A 16,729-nucleotide genomic window follows, 5' to 3' on the forward strand; every position below is an offset into this window, starting at 1 on the left:
CGCGGCGCGGCCGTACTGTAAAATTGCCCGATGGATAATATTACACATTCGGCGATCGGCTTGGGCGTGGGCGAGCTGCTGCACCGCAGCTTGCCACCCGAGCCGCAGGAAGCTCCCCAGCGCACGCGGCGCGCCCTGTTTCTGTTTGCGGCCTGGTTCGCCAGCAATGCGCCGGACCTCGACCTGTTCCTGACCCGGCTGATGCCGCGCCCCTTCGGCTACATGCTGCAGCACCGCGGCCATACCCACACTTTATTGCTGGCGCTACCGCAAGCGTTGCTGGTGCTGGCTTTGCTGTGGCTGCTGTGGCCCGGCGCGCGCCGGCTGCTGAAAACCAGCCAGCCGGCGCGTATCGGCCTGGCGCTGTGCCTGCTGCTGGGCCTGGGCCTGCACATGGGCATGGATTTCCTCAATTCCTACGGCCTGCATCCGTTTTATCCGTTCGACAACCGCTGGCTGTTCGGCGACATGGTCTTCATTGTCGAACCGATGTTCTGGGTGCTGCTGGGCGTGCCCGTGATGATGGCGCTGCGCACCAGGCTGCTGAAAGGCGTGTTGCTGGCCGGGCTGGCGGCGGCCCTGTGTTTCTTTGCCTATAAAAATTATTTGTCGCCGGTGGCGCTGGCCGTGCTGCTGGCGCTGGGCGCCATGATGGCGCTGCTGCAAGGGCGCGCCGGCGTGCGGGGGAAGGGCGCATTGCTGCTGGGCTTTGCGCTGTCGGCCACCTTTATCGGCATGCAGGGCACGGCGTCTGCACTGGGCCGCGCCCGGGTCGAGGCCGCCTTGCAGCGCACCGATCCCGGCACCCGCGTGTGGGACGTGGCGATGACGGCGTTTCCCAGCCATCCGCTGTGCTGGACCTATGTCTCGCTCGACAGCAAGACCGACTCTTATACTCTGCGCCGTGGCACCATGAGCTTGCTGCCGGCCAGCCTGGCGCCCGCCGCCTGTCCTGCCGGCCTGGCCGAAGCTGGCGATGGCGGCGGCCAGCTGGCGCCCGGTATCGCCATTTCGGCGCAAGCGACCGGCAGCCTGGCGGCCTTGCGCGCGCTGCAATCGACCAATTGCCACGCCGACGCCTGGCTGCGCTTTGGCCGCATGCCGAAATTGAGCGGGAGCAGCCTGACCGACGTGCGCTTCAACCCCGACATGCAGGACAACTTCACCACGGTGCAGCTGGAACAATTCAGCGGCAAGCCTTGTCCACGCCATGTGCCGGGCTGGGAACGGCCGCGCGCGGACATGCTGGGCCTGCCAGTTCATACGCAACCTTAGGGGGCCACTTTGGAAGAACAGCACGCCCTGCCGTATTTGCGCGAAACCTTGCTGTTTCTCGCCCTGGCCGGCATCTTCATTCCGCTCCTGCAGCGCCTGAAAGTCAACCAGGTGCTGGGCTTTCTCGCCGTCGGCGCGCTGTTCGGGCCTTTCGGCTTCGGCCTGTGGGCAGGAGACTTTACCTGGCTCACCTATTTCTCGTTCGTGCGCGCCGAACAGGTCAGCGGCCTGGCCGAGCTGGGCGTGATGTTTTTGATGTTCATGATCGGTTTGGAGTTATCGACTGAGCGGCTGTGGGCGCTGCGGCGCTGGGTGTTTGGCGCCGGCGTCGGGCAGGTGATCGTGAGCGCCTGCCTGATCGGCGCGGTGGCGTATTCTGTCGGCCTGTCGCTGGAAGCGGCCATCGTGCTGGGCCTGGTGCTGTCGCTGTCGTCGACTGCCGTCGTGATGCAGCTGCTGACCGACCAGCGCTCGCTGCAAACCCCAAGCGGCCAGGCCGGCTTTTCCATCCTGATGTTCCAGGACCTGATGGTGGTGCCGCTGTTTATCCTGATCGATGTGTTCGCCAGCGGACATAGCGATGAGCTGGCGTACTTGCTCGGCTTTGCGGCTGTCAAATCGGCCGGCGCCATCCTGCTGATCTACCTGCTGGGGCGGCGCGTGATCCGCCCGCTGTTCCAATTTTTTGTCGGCAAGCGCCAGCCGGACGTGTTCATGGCCCTGACACTGCTTTGCACCCTCGGCATCGCCGGCCTGACCTACCTGGCCGGCCTGTCGATGGCGCTGGGCGCCTTGCTGGCCGGGCTGCTGCTGGCCGAAACGGAATTTCGCCATGAAGTGGAAGTCATCATCGAGCCGTTCAAGGGGCTGCTGATGGGCCTGTTTTTCATGTCGGTCGGCATGCAGATCGACGTGCGCGAAATCATCCGCTCGCCGGTCTGGATACCGCTTGCCGTGCTCTGCCTGTTTGCCGTCAAGACGCTGGTGACCAGCGTGATCTTCCGCATCGGCGGCTTTCCCTGGGGCCGCGCGGTGGCGTCGGGCGTGCTGCTGGGGCAGGGCGGCGAGTTCGCCTTTATCGTCGTGGCGTATGCGCTGGGGACAAAACTGATCGCGCCCGAGCTGGCGCAGTTCGTGATGCTGGTGGTGGGCCTTAGCCTGTTCGCCACGCCGGCGCTGGCGAAAGCGGCGCGCGGCCTGGGTGGCTGGTGGGACCAGCGCCACCATCACCAGCTGGCCGATCTCGACAAGGGCGCGGCGCCCGTAGCGGGCAGCGTCATCATCGCCGGCTTTGGCAGGGTGGGCCAGCTGCTGGCCAGGGTGCTGACCGAGCACGATATCAGCTACGTGGCGATTGAAAACGATGCGCGGCTGGTCACAAGCTTGCATCCGCGCGGCTTTCCCGTGTATTTTGGCGACGCTTCGCGCGCCGAGCTGCTGCAAAAACTCCATGCCGACCGCGCCAGTGCGGTGGTGCTGACGATGGACCATCCGGCGTCCGTGCTGCACGCCGTGCGCTCGATCCGGCGCGCCTATCCGCAACTGCCCGTGTATGCGCGCGCCCGCGATGAAGCCCACGCGCTGGCGCTGGTGCAGGCCGGCGCCACCCTGGTAGTGCCCGAAGCGCTGGAAGCGGCGCTGCAACTGACGGCTACCGTCTTGTTGACGGCCGGCGTGAGCGAAGCGCGCGCGTTTGACATCGTGCAGGCCGAAAGGGAGCGCCGCAACGCCGTGCTGCAGGCGCAGCAGCCCTCTCAACCCTTCTAGCGTGTCGCCATGGTCGCCAGATTATCTATACAATAATTGGCATATGAGCACATTACCAGCATGAAGGCCGCACCCCTGACGCCGCAGCAGCGTTCTGCGCAGGAAGCGCAAAAACGATACGGCAAGCCCGAGGCGGGCTGGCGCGCGCACATGTACAACGTGATCTTCGAGTCGGAAACGCGGGCCGGCCGTGCGTTCGACCTGGTGCTGATCGCCGCCATCCTGGTCAGCGTGACGGTGGTGGTGCTGAGCAGCGTGGCCTCGGTGGCGGCCCGCCATGGCCCACTGTTGCTGGGGCTGGAATGGTTTTTCACTTTCCTGTTTACGATCGAATACCTGGCCAGGCTGTCGTGCCTGCAGCATCCCGTGCGCTATGCGCGCAGTTTTTTCGGCATTATCGACTTGCTGGCCATCGTGCCGACCTATATCGGCCTGCTGCTGCCGGGCGCCCATGTGCTGATCGATGTGCGCATTTTGCGCCTGCTGCGCATGTTCCGCATCTTGAAGCTGACGTCGTATGTGCATGAATACACGATGCTGGGCCGCGCGCTGCTGGCCAGCCGGCGCAAGATCCTGATTTTTTTGTCGGTCGTGATGATGGTGGTATTTTTGCTCGGTACCGTGATGTACGTGGTGGAAGGGCCGCAAAATGGCTTCAGCAGCATTCCCACCTCGATCTACTGGGCCATCAGCACCATGACGACGGTGGGCTTTGGCGATATCACGCCGAAGACCGATATCGGGCGCACCATCGCCTCGATGATGATGCTGCTCGGCTGGGGCATCCTGGCCGTCCCGACCGGCATCATCAGCGCGGAAATGACGGTGCAGCGCGGTGGCCGCCAGCAGGAGGGCCGCCGCTGCCCAGGCTGCGGCGAACGCGATATCGATGACGACGCCAATTTCTGCAAGCACTGCGGCGACTCCCTGCCGACACCCTGAACGACGCCGCATCAACATAACAATAAAGAGGCTTCCATGATTCCAGTACGCCTGATCGCGACCGGCAAGGCCGTGCCGCCGCATAGCGTGACGTCCGACAGCCTGGACCGCAAGCTGGGCCATCGGCCCGGCTACACCCTGCAAAAAAGCGGCGTGCTGTCGCGCTTTGTCGCCGCGCCCGACGAATCGCAAAGCCAGTTGGGCGCCGCCGCGCTGCTCGACGCCTTGAAGAACGCCGGCCTGCAGCCATCGGACATTGATCTCTTGATCGGCGCCTGCGGCGTGCCCGAGCAGGCCTTGCCGAACACCGCCTGCTTTATCGCCTTGCACGCAGGCCTGCCGCCCGGTACTCCCGCCTTCGACATCAACGCCAGCTGCCTCAGTTTCATGGCGGCGCTGCGCGTGGCCGCCTCGATGCTGTCTGAAGGTGGATACAAGCGCATCGCCATCGTTTCGTCCGACCTGGCCTCGCGCGGGGTCGACTGGAGCGAACCGGAAGCGTCGATGATCTTCGGCGACGGCGCCGCTGCCGTGATCGTCGAGCGCGGCGACGGCAAGGCCGGCATTGTCGCCTATAAAATGGGCACGTATCCGGAAGGGCGGCGCTACTGCGAGATACGCGGTGGCGGCACCGAGCGCAACCCGCGCAACGGCTGCGAACCCGGTGATTATCTGTTCCATATGGATGGCAAGGCCGTGTTCCGCCTGGCCGTCAAGGTGATGCCGGCTTTCCTCGACCAGCTGATGGTCGAATCCGGCGCCGGCCTCGATCGCATCGATGTGGTGGTGCCGCACCAGGCCAGCCCGCTGGGACTGGCGCATGCCGCGCGCATCCTTGACGTGCCCGATGCTAAAATCATCAAGATCTTCGAGACCCATGGCAACCAGGTGGCGGCCTCGCTGCCCACCGCGCTGCACGAGGCCGTGATGACGGGCCGGGCCGTGCCGGGCCAGCGCCTGCTGATGATGGGCACGGCCGCCGGTCTCACCATCGGCGGCATGATACTTGATCTATGAACATGATTTATGATTGTCGATCCATGAGGATGGTGCGATGAAGCGGATACTGGTCACGGGGGCGACGGGCGGCCTGGGGCGCAATGCCGTGCACTTCCTGCTGGCGCAGGGCGTGGACGTGCGCGCCAGCGGCCGCAACCTGGCCGTGGGCCGCGAACTCGAACGCCTGGGCGCGCAGTTCGTGCCGCTGGACCTGGCGCAAGCCACGCCGCAGCAGGTCGATCAGCTGGTGCGCGGCATGGACGCCGTCTGGCACTGCGCTGCGCTGTCTTCGCCATGGGGCCTGGAACGCGACTTTATCGCCGCCAACGTCACGGCCACCGGCCAGTTGCTGCGCGCGGCTGGCGCCGCGCACGTGGCGCGCTTCGTGCACATTTCCACGCCGGCCATCTATTTCGACTACCGCCACCGCCACGAGGTGCCGGAAACCTTCCGCCCCGATACTTATGTGAACGCCTACGCGCGCACCAAGGCGATGGCCGAAAAACTGGTGCAGGAAGCGGCCGACAAGCACCGCGCCATGTTGTGCGTGATTCTGCGCCCGCGCGCCATTTTCGGCCCGCACGACCAGGTGCTGATCCCGCGCCTGGCGCGCGTGCTGCGCGAGCGCCATGGCAAGCTGCCGCTGCCTGATGGCGGTGCGGCCACCATCGACATCACCTATGTCGACAATGTGGTGCACGCGATGTGGCTGGCCACCCTGCACAAGACGCTGGCCTCGGGCAGCGCCTTCAATATCACCAACTGCGAACCGGCGCGCCTGTGCGACATTTTGCGCAGCCTGTTCTGCGACCAGCTGCGCCAGCCGTTCGAGATCGTCAGCATGCCCTACCGGCTGCTGGCCATTGTCGCGCGGTTGATGCAGTTTGGCGCCCGTTTCACGCGCCGCGAACCGTCGCTGACGCCCTACAGCATCGGCGCGCTCAGCTTCGACATGACGCTCGATAACGCCAAGGCGCGCAAGGTGCTCGGCTACCGCCCCATCGTCAGCCTGCAGGACGGCATCGCCCGCACCGCGCAATGGATGCGCCAGGAGGCGGCCGCACACAAGGTGGCAAAGGAGCGCAATGGCTAGCATTACCGCCTTTCGCGTCGGCCACTGCACTCACCCGTCCTGCATGGTATTGAAAGGCAGCGGCTTTGCCAGCCGCTGCTTCCCTTCGCGCGCCTATCTGATCGAAACGCGCGCCGGCCTGTACCTGTGGGACACCGGCTACGCCGATCATTTTCGCGCCGCCACGTCAAAAGGCGTGTACCGCATGTACGCCTGGGTCACGCCGGTGGTGTTCGATGCGCACGAGTCGTTGCAGGGGCAACTGCGCGCGCATGGCGTGTCGCCCGGCGACATCCATACCCTGCTGCTGTCGCACTTCCATGCAGACCATATCGCCGGTATGCGCGACTTTCCGCAGGCGCGGCTGATGGCCTCGAAAACCGGCTGGGATGCGGTGCGCGGCTTGTCGGGCATACCGGCCGTGCGCCAGGCTTTTGTGCCCGAGCTGCTGCCGCTTGACATTGCGGATCGCCTGGCGTTCGTGGAAAGCGTGCCGGAAACTGCCTTGCCGGCCGCCTTGCAGCCGTTCACGACGGGGCGCGATGTCAGCGGTACCGGCGAAATCTATATTGTCGAGCTGCCCGGCCATGCGATTGGCCACCTGGGCGCGTTCGTGCTGCAGGATGGCGGCTGGACCTTGCTGGCGTCGGACGCGGCCTGGGTGCCGGAAAGCTTCCAGCAACTGCGCGGGCCGTCCGAGCTGTCGTTCATTATCCAGCACAAGCGCGCGCCATATTACGAGACCTTGCACCGCCTGCACCAGCTGCACCAGGGCGGCCAGGCGCAGATCCGCATCACGCATGAAGACACCGACGATTATGCGCCTGTGGCGGGCCGCTCTTGAAGCGCATCGTCTGGCTGCTGCTGGCCTACTGGCGCACGCGCCGCCTGCGCTTTGCCGGCCGCGCGCAGCTGGACGCTTATCAACAGCGCCAGCTCACAAGCTTTATTGACAAGTTGTGCGCGCGCAGCCCGTATTTTGCGCCGTTCCGCGCGCTGCCGCTGGCGCAGTGGCCAAGCATGAACAAGGCGCTGATGCTGGAACACTTTGATGCCATGAATACGGCAGGAATCGAACTGGCGCCAGCGATGGCCGCCGCCATGGCAGCCGAGCGCAGCCGTGACTTTACGCCCGCCGTGGGCGACATCACGGTGGGCCTGTCGTCGGGCACCTCGTCGCAGCGCGCCGTATTTACCGTGAGCCCGCGCGAAAAAGCCCAGTGGGCCGGCGTGATGCTGGCCAAGGCGCTGCCCGACGGCCTGTTTTCCGGCGAACGGGTGGCCCTGTTCCTGCGCGCAAACAGCAATCTGTACACGGCCGTGCGCTCGCCATGGCTGACCTTTGCCTTTTACGACCTGTTCCAGCCGTTCGATGCGCTGTGCGCCGAACTGGTGGCCTACCGACCATCGGTGATCGTGGCGCCCGCCCAGGTGCTGCGCCAGCTGGCGCTGGGCGTGATCGCTGGCAGGTTTGCACTGGCACCGAAAAAAGTCATTTCGGTGGCCGAAGTGCTGGAAGCGCAGGACCGCGCGCTGATCGTGCAGGCGTTTGGCGCCGTGCATGAAATCTACCAGGCCACCGAAGGTTTTCTGGCCAGCACCTGTGAACACGGCGTGCTGCACCTGAACGAGGAATACGTGCATGTCGAGCCGCAGTGGCTGGACCAGCAACAGCGCCGCTTCGTGCCGGTGATTACCGACTTTACCCGCATCACGCAACCCATCGTGCGCTACCGGCTTGACGATATCCTGCTGGCGCGCGCCACGCCTTGCCCCTGCGGGCGGGCCACGCGGGCGATTGACGGCATCGAAGGGCGCTGCGACGATATGCTGGTGCTGCCGGCGCTCCTCGACGGCCAGACGGTGGCCGTCTTTGCCGATGTGCTCACGCGCGCGTTTGCGCAAGCCCTGCCGGCCGATTGCGACTATCGCCTGGTGCAGCAGGGAGCGGCCACCTTGCAGCTGCATGCGGCGCAGGATACTGCGGGCCTGGCCGCGTTGAAAGCGCACCTGGTAGACGTGCTGCAAGGGCTGGGCGTGGCGCTCGAACGCCTGCACTGGACCGTCAGCCGTGACTTGCCCGCTTTTGATCCCACCATGAAACGGCGCCGTATCCGGCGTCTACTTTAACGATGACATTTTTCAAGCGTCTGCTGTATCTGCTGGCTGGCTGGGGCAGCGTGGGCCTGGTGTATTTTTCCAGCGACCTGCTGCAGGGGCAGGGCGTGATTTTGCCCGAAACCTTTATCGACCGCGCGATTGCCTACAGCGACGCAGCGATCTGGCTGTATTTGTCCTTCTTTATCCTGATTCCGTATACCTACCTGGTGGCCAGACCGGCGCGCGTGCGCTGGCTGGCGCGCGCCATGGCGGTGTCGGCGGTCATCTGCGGCGTGGTGTTTTTGCTGTACCCGACCACCTTGGCGTATCCGCCGGTCGGCGATGGCAGCGGCTGGAGCACGCAAGTATTGCGGATGCTGCAGACGATGGATTCCACCCAGAACTGCCTGCCCTCGCTGCATGGCGCCTTGACTTTACTGTGCGCCTGGGCGCTGCTGGAACGTGAGCGGCCCGTGCGCTCGCTGCTGGCCGTGCTGCTGCTGCTCGGCATCTGCTATGCCATCATCGCGCTGCGCCGGCATGTCAGCATCGACCTGGCAGCGGGCCTGCTGGTGGGCCTGGCGGGCGGCGCGCTGGCGAAAATGCGCGTATCCTCGGCAGATCGCCGCGATATTTTCCCGGAAATTGCACCATGACCCTCAATCCTTTTGCCCTCACTTTCGTGATCATGCTGGCCTTCGTGCTGGCCGAACTCCTGATACTCAAATGGGTACGCAAGACGCCGGTGCCATGGAAGGACGTGATCTTCAACCTCAATTCCGGCCATATCCTGATGTGGGTGTTTCGCGGCGTGGAAGTGGCGGCGTTTGCGCTGCTGCTGCGCCACGCCAACCTGCATGTGGTCGACCAGTGGCCGCTCGCCGCGCAATGGCTGTTTGCGTTTGTCGCCTGGGATCTGTGCTTTTACTGGATGCACCGCCTGCATCACAAGATCCCGCTGCTGTGGGCGGTGCACGTGGTGCACCACCAGGGCGAGCATTTCAACCTGTCGCTGGGCGTGCGCAATTCCTGGTATTCATCGCTGACCAATTTCCCGTTCATCGCCATCCTGGCCGTGCTGGGCCTGCCGCTGGAAATTTTTGTCGTCATCTCTTCGCTGCATTACTCGGTGCAGTTCTACAACCACAATGCGCTGGTCAACAAATCCGGCATCCTCGACAGAATCATGGTCACGCCGTCGCACCACCGGGTCCACCACGGCACCGACAAGCGCTATATCAACCGCAATTTTGGAGGAACCCTGCTGCTGTGGGACAAACTGTTCGGCAGCTTCCAGCCGGAACTCGACGGCGTGGAAATGCGCTATGGCGTGAAGGGCACGACGCCGACGAATAACCCGCTATTGGCCAGCAACGGCAAATTGTTCAAATGGCTGCGCGCGCGTTTTCCCGACTGGCAGTCGCGTGGCGTGTTCCACGTGCCGGAACTGTATATCGGCATCGGCGGCATACTGCTGTTTGGGCTGGTGATCTACTACGTCAACCATGAAGCGGCATGGACCGCCGCGCAGCAGGTGGCGCTGTTTGCGCTGATCTTTGCCGGCACGCTTGCCTTGGGCGGGCTGTCGGACGCACGCCGCTGGGGTGCAATGGCCTGGATCGCCATCTGCCTGGTGCTGCCGCTGCTGTTCCTGTTCTGGTACGGCGCGCGCGACGCCTGGGGCGTGGTGTTCATGGGCCTGTTGCTGGTGCATGGCCTCGATGGCGCGCGCCGGCTATGGTGGCCGGCGCAAGAGGGTAGGCGCGCATGACGGTTTCCTCCCAACGGCCGCCGCTACGTTTCCAGCCGGCGCGCTATTCGGCCTTCCGCCGCGAGCTGCGCGAGCGGGCCGACGCCTATCTGGCGGCGGCATCCACGCACCGCTTTGCCGACTGGCGCATGCATGCCAAGGCCATCGCCCTGACTGGATTGGCGGCGCTGCTGTATGTGCTGGCGCTACGCGCCGGGACCACCCCCGGCTTTGTCGCCAGTTATGTCGCTTGCGTGGTGACGGCCATGGTGCTGGCCATGAACAGCCTGCACGACGGCGCCCACAGTGCCATGTTCCGGCGTGGCGCGCTGAACCGCCTGCTGACCCGCCTGGTCAGCCTGCCGGTGGGCGTGGACATGGATTTCTGGACCATCCGCCACGTGCACTTCCACCACACTTATGCCAATGTCGAAGGCTATGACCTCGACACCGAACCGAATCCGTTTTTGCGCCAGACGCCATTCCAAAGCTGGTCGCCGCAATACCGCTACCAATACCTGTACTGGCCGCTGGTGGCTGCGCTGTCGCTGCCCTATCTGAACTGGTATGGCGACTGGCTGGACCGCTTCGGCAAGACACCGGTGGCCGCCCACAGCCGCTTGCAGGGCTGGCGCGGCTGGGCCGCGTTCCTGGGCTGGAAGCTGGGCCATGTGGCGCTGGTGCTGGCCTTGCCGATATGGGTGGTGCAGGGCCACGGCATAGGCTGGGGTGTGGTGCTGGGTGCGTACCTGCTGGGCCAGATGATTGCCTCGTGCGCGCTGGTGGCGCTGATCCTGGGCACGCACTGGGCCGAAGTCGATTTCTTCCAGCCGGGGGCAGACGGTACCTTGCCGCACGACTGGTACCAGCACACCTTTCATACCGCCTGCGACTGGACGCCGAAACCGCGCGCCTTGCGCTGGCTCGGCTACTGGCTCGGTGGACTCAATTTGCACCTGACCCATCATCTGTTCCCGACCTGGAACCACCGCCACTATCCGGCGCTGGCGCGCATCATCGCCGAACTGGCGCCGCGCCATGGCCTGACCTACCGCGAGATCGGCTACCTGCAGCTGCACGCCTCGCAGCAGAAATTCCTCAGGACCATGGGCCAGCCGCCACAATCTCTGTAACGAATCGCGCTTGACTCGGCTTGCGTAGCGCCTTACATTTCTGTAACGACAGAAATAAGAGAAACTATGGAACTGAGTCCGACCACACAGAAGTACATTCTTCACTGGGGCGAGATGGGCACCCGCTGGGGTGTCAACCGCACCGTGGCGCAGATCCACGCGCTGCTGTTCCTTGCCAACGAGCCGCTGACGGCCGAAGATATCGCCGCCAGCCTGAATGTGGCGCGCTCGAACGTCAGCAACAGCCTGAAGGAACTGCAAAGCTGGGGCCTGGCGCGCATCACGCATGTGATGGGTGACCGGCGCGACCATTTCGTGGCGCTGCAGGATGTGTGGGAAATTTTCCGCGTCATCATGGAAGAGCGCAAGCGGCGCGAGATCGATCCGACCCTCACCGTCTTGCGCGAGTGCGCAATCGAAGGCGAGCACGATGCGGCGATCCCGCCGGCCACGCTTGAACGCATGGGCGAAGTGCTGGCCTTCCTGGAAATGCTGAGCGCCACCTACAGCGACTACAAGAACCTGCCGCCGGCCACCTTGCAGCGCATGCTGTCGATGGGCGGCAAGGTCGCCAAGTTCCTCAGCCCCGAAGACAAACCTGAAAAATCCGCCAAAGCGAAGAAAGCCAAACCATGAACGGACCATCCGAAGGAGAGCTGTTCAAGAAAGTGATGGGCGATGCGTGGCAAAACCTGCACCCCGATATCCGCCGCCGCTTCGAAAAAAATCCGGCGCCGGGCCAGCCTTTGTACTACCGGGGCGAACTCAGTGAATTGAGCAGCTCGCGCCTGGGCAAGATGCTGGGCTGGATCACGCGGCCCTTCATCAACGGCGCGCTGATTCCGCATGACGACTACAATTTTCCGGTCGATATCGAGGTCTATTCGCGCCCCGGCTGCCCGCATATTTTCAAGCAGCGCACCTACCGCCTGCACGAGCGCAAGCCGATACGCTTCACGTCCTACATGGCCGAAAGCGAAAAAGGCGAGGTGCTGGAATACGTCGGCATGGGCCTGGGCATGAAGCTGGTGCTCGATATCCGCGAAGGCAATCTGTACTTCACCAGCGACGGTTATTTTTGGGACCTGTTCGGCTGGCGCCTGCCGCTGCCCGGCCTGCTCACGCCCGGCAAGACCTACCTGTGCCACCGCAACGACAATCCGCAGCAATTCAATATCCGCATCGAGATCCGCCACGTGCTGTTTGGCACCACCTTTACCCAGGTCGGCGTGTTTCGCGAAGCGGCAGCGCCACACCACGAGGACACACCATGAATACGCATCTGCTGGCCCTGCAACTGATGGCTTTCCAAGGCTGCCTGGGCGCCTTTGACACCATCTACCACCACGAGATCACCGAAGCGCTGCCGCAAAAAAAATCCGCGCGCCTCGAATTGACCATCCACTCGATCCGCGCGCTGATCTACAGCCTGCTGTTTGCCGGCCTGTCGTCCTGGGAATGGCACGGCGCCTGGGCCTGGGTACTGGTGCTCGTCTTCAGCGTGGAGATCGTCTTGACCTTGTGGGACTTTGTCGTCGAAGACCGTACGCGCCTGCTGCCGGCCACCGAACGGGTCACGCATACGGTGCTGGCAATCAATGCCGGCGCGTTTATCGCCTTGCTGGCCCTGAACAGCGCCGACTGGGCAAGTCTGCCAACGGACCTGGTGTGGCAGCCCTATGGCTGGTTGAGCGTGTTCCTGGCCCTGTGCGGCGTCGGTGTCGGCTTGTCGGGCGTGCGCGATGGCTATGCGGCCTGGCAGTTGGGCAAAAGGGTGGAACAAGAAGAGGGTAAGGTGGAAACCATCCATTTCGCCAGCGCGCCGCAGCAGGTGCTGGTGACGGGCGCCACCGGCTTTATCGGCCAGCAATTGGTCGCCGCCTTGCTGGCCGATGGCCACCAGGTGACGGTGCTGACGCGCCAGGCCAAGCAGGCGGCATGGACTTTCGATGGCAAGGTGCGCTGCATTACCGGCATGGCCGATCTGCGTGACCATGAGCGCATCGATATGGTGGTCAATCTGGCCGGTGCACGCATCGTCGGCGCGCGCTGGACGCAGGCGCGCAAGGCGGCCTTGCGCCGCAGCCGCATCGCCCTGACGCAGGAAGTCGTCGCCTGGATCGGCCGCACCAGCCACAAGCCGCGCGTGCTGCTGTCGGCGTCGGCGATCGGCTACTACGGCGTGCAGCCGCAGGGCGATGACCGGGAACTGGCGGAAGACAGCGCGCCGCAAGCGATCTTCATGTCGCAGCTGTGCAGCGAATGGGAAACTGCCGCGCGCGGCGCCGAAGTCCATGGCGTGCAGGTGGGCTGCATGCGCTTTGGCCTGGTGTTCGGCCACCAGGGTTCCTTGCCACAGATGCTGCTGCCGATACGCCTGGGCGTGGGCGGTCCGCTGGGCAGTGGCCGGCAATGGCTGTCGTGGGTGCATGTGCAGGACGTGATACGCGGCATCGCCCACCTGGCGCGCCGCAGCGAAGACGCCAGCGTCAGTGGCGCCTGGAATTTCTGCGCGCCGGAAGCACTGCACCAGGGTGACTTTGCGCGGCTAGCCGGCAGGGTGCTGCACCGGCCATCGTTCATGCCGACGCCGGCGTTCGTCATGCGCACCTTGCTGGGCGAGCAGGCCGACCTGCTGGTCGAAGGCCAGCGCGTGGTGCCGCGCCGGCTGCTGGCAGACGGTTTCGTGTTTCGCCACCCGGCTGTGGAAGGCGCGCTGCGCAGCCTGGAGTAATGGCGTGCAGGCGTAGAATGGCTGTCACGGGAGGAAAACCTGATGACTCATTATGCGCATGTGCTGGGAAGCATGGTCTACCGCTTCCGCGACCTGAAAGACCTGCTGGCCAAGGCAACGCCCTTGCGCTCGGGCGATGTGCTGGCGGGCGTGGCGGCGGCCAGCGCGCAGGAGCGCATCGCCGCGCAACTGGCGCTGGCCGAGCTGCCTTTGAGCGTGTTTTTGAACGAAGCCCTGGCGCCGTATGAAAGCGATGAAGTCACGCGGCTGATTATCGACACCCACGACCACGCCGCGTTCGCAGCGATTTCCCATCTGTGCGTGGGCGAGCTGCGCGACTGGCTGCTCAGTGACACGGCCGACAGCTCCGCGCTGGCGGCGGTGGCGCGCGGCATTACGCCCGAAATGGCGGCGGCCGTGTCGAAACTGATGCGCCTGCAGGACCTGGTGCTGGTGGCGCGCAAATGCCGCGTCGTGACCGCCTTTCGCAATACCCTGGGCCTGGCGGGCCGCCTTGCCACGCGCTTGCAGCCCAATCACCCGACCGACGACGCCACCGGCATTGCGGCGTCCATCGTCGATGGCCTGATGCATGGCAGCGGCGACGCCGTGATCGGCATCAATCCGGCCACCGACAATGTGGCGCAGGTGGTGTCGCTGCTGCACCTGCTCGACGGTGTGATCGGCCAGTACGACATACCCACCCAGTCCTGCGTGCTGACGCATGTGACGAACACGATAGAGGCGATACGGCGCGGTGCACCGGTTGACCTGGTATTCCAGTCGGTGGCCGGCACCGAGGCGGCCAACCGCAGTTTCGGCATCGACCTGGCGCTGCTGGCCGAGGGCCGGGCGGCGGCGCTGTCACTGGGGCGAGGCACGGTGGGCAACAACGTCATGTATTTCGAGACGGGGCAGGGCAGCGCGCTGTCGGCTGGCGCCCATCACGGCATGGACCAGCAGACCTGCGAGGCGCGCGCCTATGCGGTGGCGCGAGCATATGCGCCGCTGCTGGTCAATTCGGTGGTCGGTTTCATCGGCCCCGAATACCTGTACGACGGCAAGCAGATCATCCGCGCCGGGCTGGAAGACCATTTCTGCGCCAAGCTGCTGGGCCTGCCCATGGGTTGCGACGTGTGCTATACCAACCACGCGGAAGCGGACCAGGACGACATGGATGTGCTGCTGACCATGCTGGGCGCGGCCGGCTGCAACTTCATCATGGGCGTGCCCGGCGCCGACGACATCATGCTCGGCTACCAGAGCACTTCGTTCCACGACGCCCTGTATGCGCGCCGCGTGCTGGGCCTGGGTGCCGCGCCCGAGTTCGAAGCCTGGCTGGCGCGCATGCATATCACGCACGGCGATGGCCGCTTGTCCGCCGCACTGGCGCCCGCTTTCCAGGCGGCGCTGCGGCGGCTGGCCGGGTAACAGATGTAAATGGCGCCCTGGCTGGCCATGCGGGTGCGATAATCAACCCTCTATCTTAGCGACGCCATCATGCTGCCACCCGAACCCGATTCGCTTGATCCGCGCACTCCCGAAGAATGGGATGACTTCCGCGCGCAAAGCCACCGCATGCTCGACGACATGCTCGACTATGCGCAGCAGATACGCCAGCGGCCCGTCTGGCAAGCCGCGCCCGCCACGGCGCGCGCCAGCTTCACCGAGCCGCTGCCGCGCGCGCCCGGTGAGCTGGCCGACGCCCATGCCACCTTCATGCACGACGTGCTGCCCTATGCGGTGGGCAATGTGCATCCGGGCTTCATGGGCTGGGTGCATGGCGGCGGCACGCCGGTCGGCATGCTGGCCGACATGCTGGCGGCGGGCCTGAACGCCAATGTGGGCGGGCGCAGCCAGATGCCGGTGGAAGTCGAGCGCCAGATCGGGCGCTGGATGCGTGAACTGTTCGGCTTTCCCGACACGGCCAGCGGCGTGTTCGTCACCGGCACTTCGATGGCCAATTTGATGGGCCTGCTGGTGGCGCGCACCCAGGCACTGGGCGTGCTGGCGCGCCAGGATGGCGTGAAAAACACGCGGCTGGTGGCTTACACCTCGGCCGCCGCCCACGGCTGCATCGCCCAGGCGATGGATCTGTCGGGCCTGGGCACCGCAGCTTTGCGCCGCATCGCCGTCAACGCGCAGCAGCAGATCGATGTCAAGGCGCTGGCGCAGTGCATTGCGCAAGACCGCGCGGCCGGCCTGAAGCCCTTCTTTATCGTCGGCACGGCAGGCACGGTGGACACAGGCGCCATCGACGACCTGACTGCGCTGGCGGCGCTGGCGGCGCGTGAAAAACTGTGGTTCCATGTCGACGGCGCCTATGGTGCATTGGGCATGTTGTCGCCCGAAGTGGCGCCGCTATTGGCCGGCATCGAACTGGCCGATTCGCTGGCCTTCGATTTTCACAAATGGGGCCAGGTGCCCTACGACGCGGGCTTTTTGCTGGTGCGCGACGGCGCGCGCCATATGGCGGCGTTTGCGGCGCCGGCCGCCTACCTGCGCCGCGAAGCGCGGGGCCTGGCGGGCGGCTCGCCGTGGCCCTGCGACTTCGGCCCCGACCTGTCGCGCGGCTTTCGCGCTCTGAAGACCTGGTTCACCTTCAAGGTGCATGGTGCAGCACGCATCGGTGAGTCGATTGCCCATACCTGCGCGCTGGCGCGCTACCTGGCCGAGCGCGTGCAGGCAACGCCGGAACTCGAACTGCTGGCGCACGTAACGCTCAATATCGTCTGCTTCCGCCATCGCGGCATAGCTGGTGGCGACAGCGACTCGTTCAATGGCGAGATCGTCGCCGACCTGCATGAATCGGGCATCGCGGCGCCGTCGTCGACCACCATCAATGGGCAGTTGGCGATCCGCGCCGCCATCGTCAACCACCGCACACGCGCGCAGGATATCGATGCGCTGCTGGCCGCCGTGCTGCGCTTTGGCGCCGCGCGCCTGTCTTGATTTTT

General features: G+C 64.8%; 15 protein-coding genes. All 15 read left to right on the forward strand.

The features are described from left to right. Nucleotides 1-30: 30 nt before the first annotated feature. The gene (locus AC0Z42_RS13785) at nucleotides 31-1,275 is read left to right on the forward strand and encodes a metal-dependent hydrolase (protein ID WP_485468781.1); all 1,245 of its coding nucleotides are present in this window, start codon (nucleotides 31-33) and stop codon (nucleotides 1,273-1,275) included. A 9-nt stretch (nucleotides 1,276-1,284) separates the two neighbouring features. Then, the gene (locus AC0Z42_RS13790; RefSeq protein WP_485468782.1) at nucleotides 1,285-3,042 is read left to right on the forward strand and encodes a cation:proton antiporter domain-containing protein; all 1,758 of its coding nucleotides are present in this window, start codon (nucleotides 1,285-1,287) and stop codon (nucleotides 3,040-3,042) included. 60 nt (nucleotides 3,043-3,102) lie between these two features. Continuing rightward, on the forward strand, nucleotides 3,103-3,984 hold the full coding sequence (locus tag AC0Z42_RS13795; RefSeq protein WP_485468783.1) for an ion transporter: 882 nt from the start codon (nucleotides 3,103-3,105) through the stop codon (nucleotides 3,982-3,984). 36 nt (nucleotides 3,985-4,020) lie between these two features. Then, nucleotides 4,021-5,001, forward strand: a complete 981-nt coding sequence (locus AC0Z42_RS13800) for a 3-oxoacyl-[acyl-carrier-protein] synthase III C-terminal domain-containing protein (protein ID WP_485468784.1) — start codon at nucleotides 4,021-4,023, stop codon at nucleotides 4,999-5,001. A 37-nt stretch (nucleotides 5,002-5,038) separates the two neighbouring features. Beyond that, complete coding sequence (locus AC0Z42_RS13805; protein ID WP_485468785.1) at nucleotides 5,039-6,076, forward strand: NAD-dependent epimerase/dehydratase family protein; 1,038 nt, start codon at nucleotides 5,039-5,041, stop codon at nucleotides 6,074-6,076. Further along, complete coding sequence (locus tag AC0Z42_RS13810) at nucleotides 6,069-6,899, forward strand: MBL fold metallo-hydrolase (protein ID WP_485468786.1); 831 nt, start codon at nucleotides 6,069-6,071, stop codon at nucleotides 6,897-6,899. Before AC0Z42_RS13805 ends, AC0Z42_RS13810 begins: the two co-directional genes overlap by 8 nt. Next, nucleotides 6,896-8,185 (forward strand): F390 synthetase-related protein, encoded by a 1,290-nt coding sequence (locus tag AC0Z42_RS13815; RefSeq protein ID WP_485468787.1) that lies wholly within the window; start codon nucleotides 6,896-6,898, stop codon nucleotides 8,183-8,185. The genes AC0Z42_RS13810 and AC0Z42_RS13815 overlap by 4 nt, the downstream gene beginning before the upstream one ends. Before the next feature lie 2 nt (nucleotides 8,186-8,187). Then, nucleotides 8,188-8,811, forward strand: coding sequence for a phosphatase PAP2 family protein (locus tag AC0Z42_RS13820; RefSeq protein WP_485468788.1), 624 nt, complete (start codon nucleotides 8,188-8,190; stop codon nucleotides 8,809-8,811). After that, nucleotides 8,808-9,926, forward strand: a complete 1,119-nt coding sequence (locus tag AC0Z42_RS13825) for a sterol desaturase family protein (RefSeq protein WP_485468789.1) — start codon at nucleotides 8,808-8,810, stop codon at nucleotides 9,924-9,926. The genes AC0Z42_RS13820 and AC0Z42_RS13825 overlap by 4 nt, the downstream gene beginning before the upstream one ends. Beyond that, complete coding sequence (locus AC0Z42_RS13830; protein ID WP_485468790.1) at nucleotides 9,923-11,038, forward strand: acyl-CoA desaturase; 1,116 nt, start codon at nucleotides 9,923-9,925, stop codon at nucleotides 11,036-11,038. Before AC0Z42_RS13825 ends, AC0Z42_RS13830 begins: the two co-directional genes overlap by 4 nt. 66 nt (nucleotides 11,039-11,104) lie before the next feature. Further along, a complete protein-coding gene (locus AC0Z42_RS13835; protein WP_485468791.1) occupies nucleotides 11,105-11,674 on the forward strand; it encodes a GbsR/MarR family transcriptional regulator in 570 nt (189 codons plus the stop codon). Next, nucleotides 11,671-12,312: a DUF4166 domain-containing protein gene (locus AC0Z42_RS13840; RefSeq protein ID WP_485468792.1), complete on the forward strand. Its 642-nt coding sequence runs from the start codon at nucleotides 11,671-11,673 to the stop codon at nucleotides 12,310-12,312. The genes AC0Z42_RS13835 and AC0Z42_RS13840 overlap by 4 nt, the downstream gene beginning before the upstream one ends. Then, a complete protein-coding gene (locus AC0Z42_RS13845) occupies nucleotides 12,309-13,772 on the forward strand; it encodes a TIGR01777 family oxidoreductase (RefSeq protein ID WP_485468793.1) in 1,464 nt (487 codons plus the stop codon). Before AC0Z42_RS13840 ends, AC0Z42_RS13845 begins: the two co-directional genes overlap by 4 nt. Nucleotides 13,773-13,814: 42 nt before the next feature. After that, nucleotides 13,815-15,203, forward strand: coding sequence for an ethanolamine ammonia-lyase subunit EutB (locus AC0Z42_RS13850; RefSeq protein ID WP_485468794.1), 1,389 nt, complete (start codon nucleotides 13,815-13,817; stop codon nucleotides 15,201-15,203). Between the two features lie 69 nt (nucleotides 15,204-15,272). Continuing rightward, on the forward strand, nucleotides 15,273-16,724 hold the full coding sequence (locus tag AC0Z42_RS13855; RefSeq protein ID WP_485468795.1) for a pyridoxal phosphate-dependent decarboxylase family protein: 1,452 nt from the start codon (nucleotides 15,273-15,275) through the stop codon (nucleotides 16,722-16,724). Nucleotides 16,725-16,729: the final 5 nt, after the last annotated feature.

The organism is Janthinobacterium sp. 1L-D-8-B-C4 (assembly GCF_057291295.1).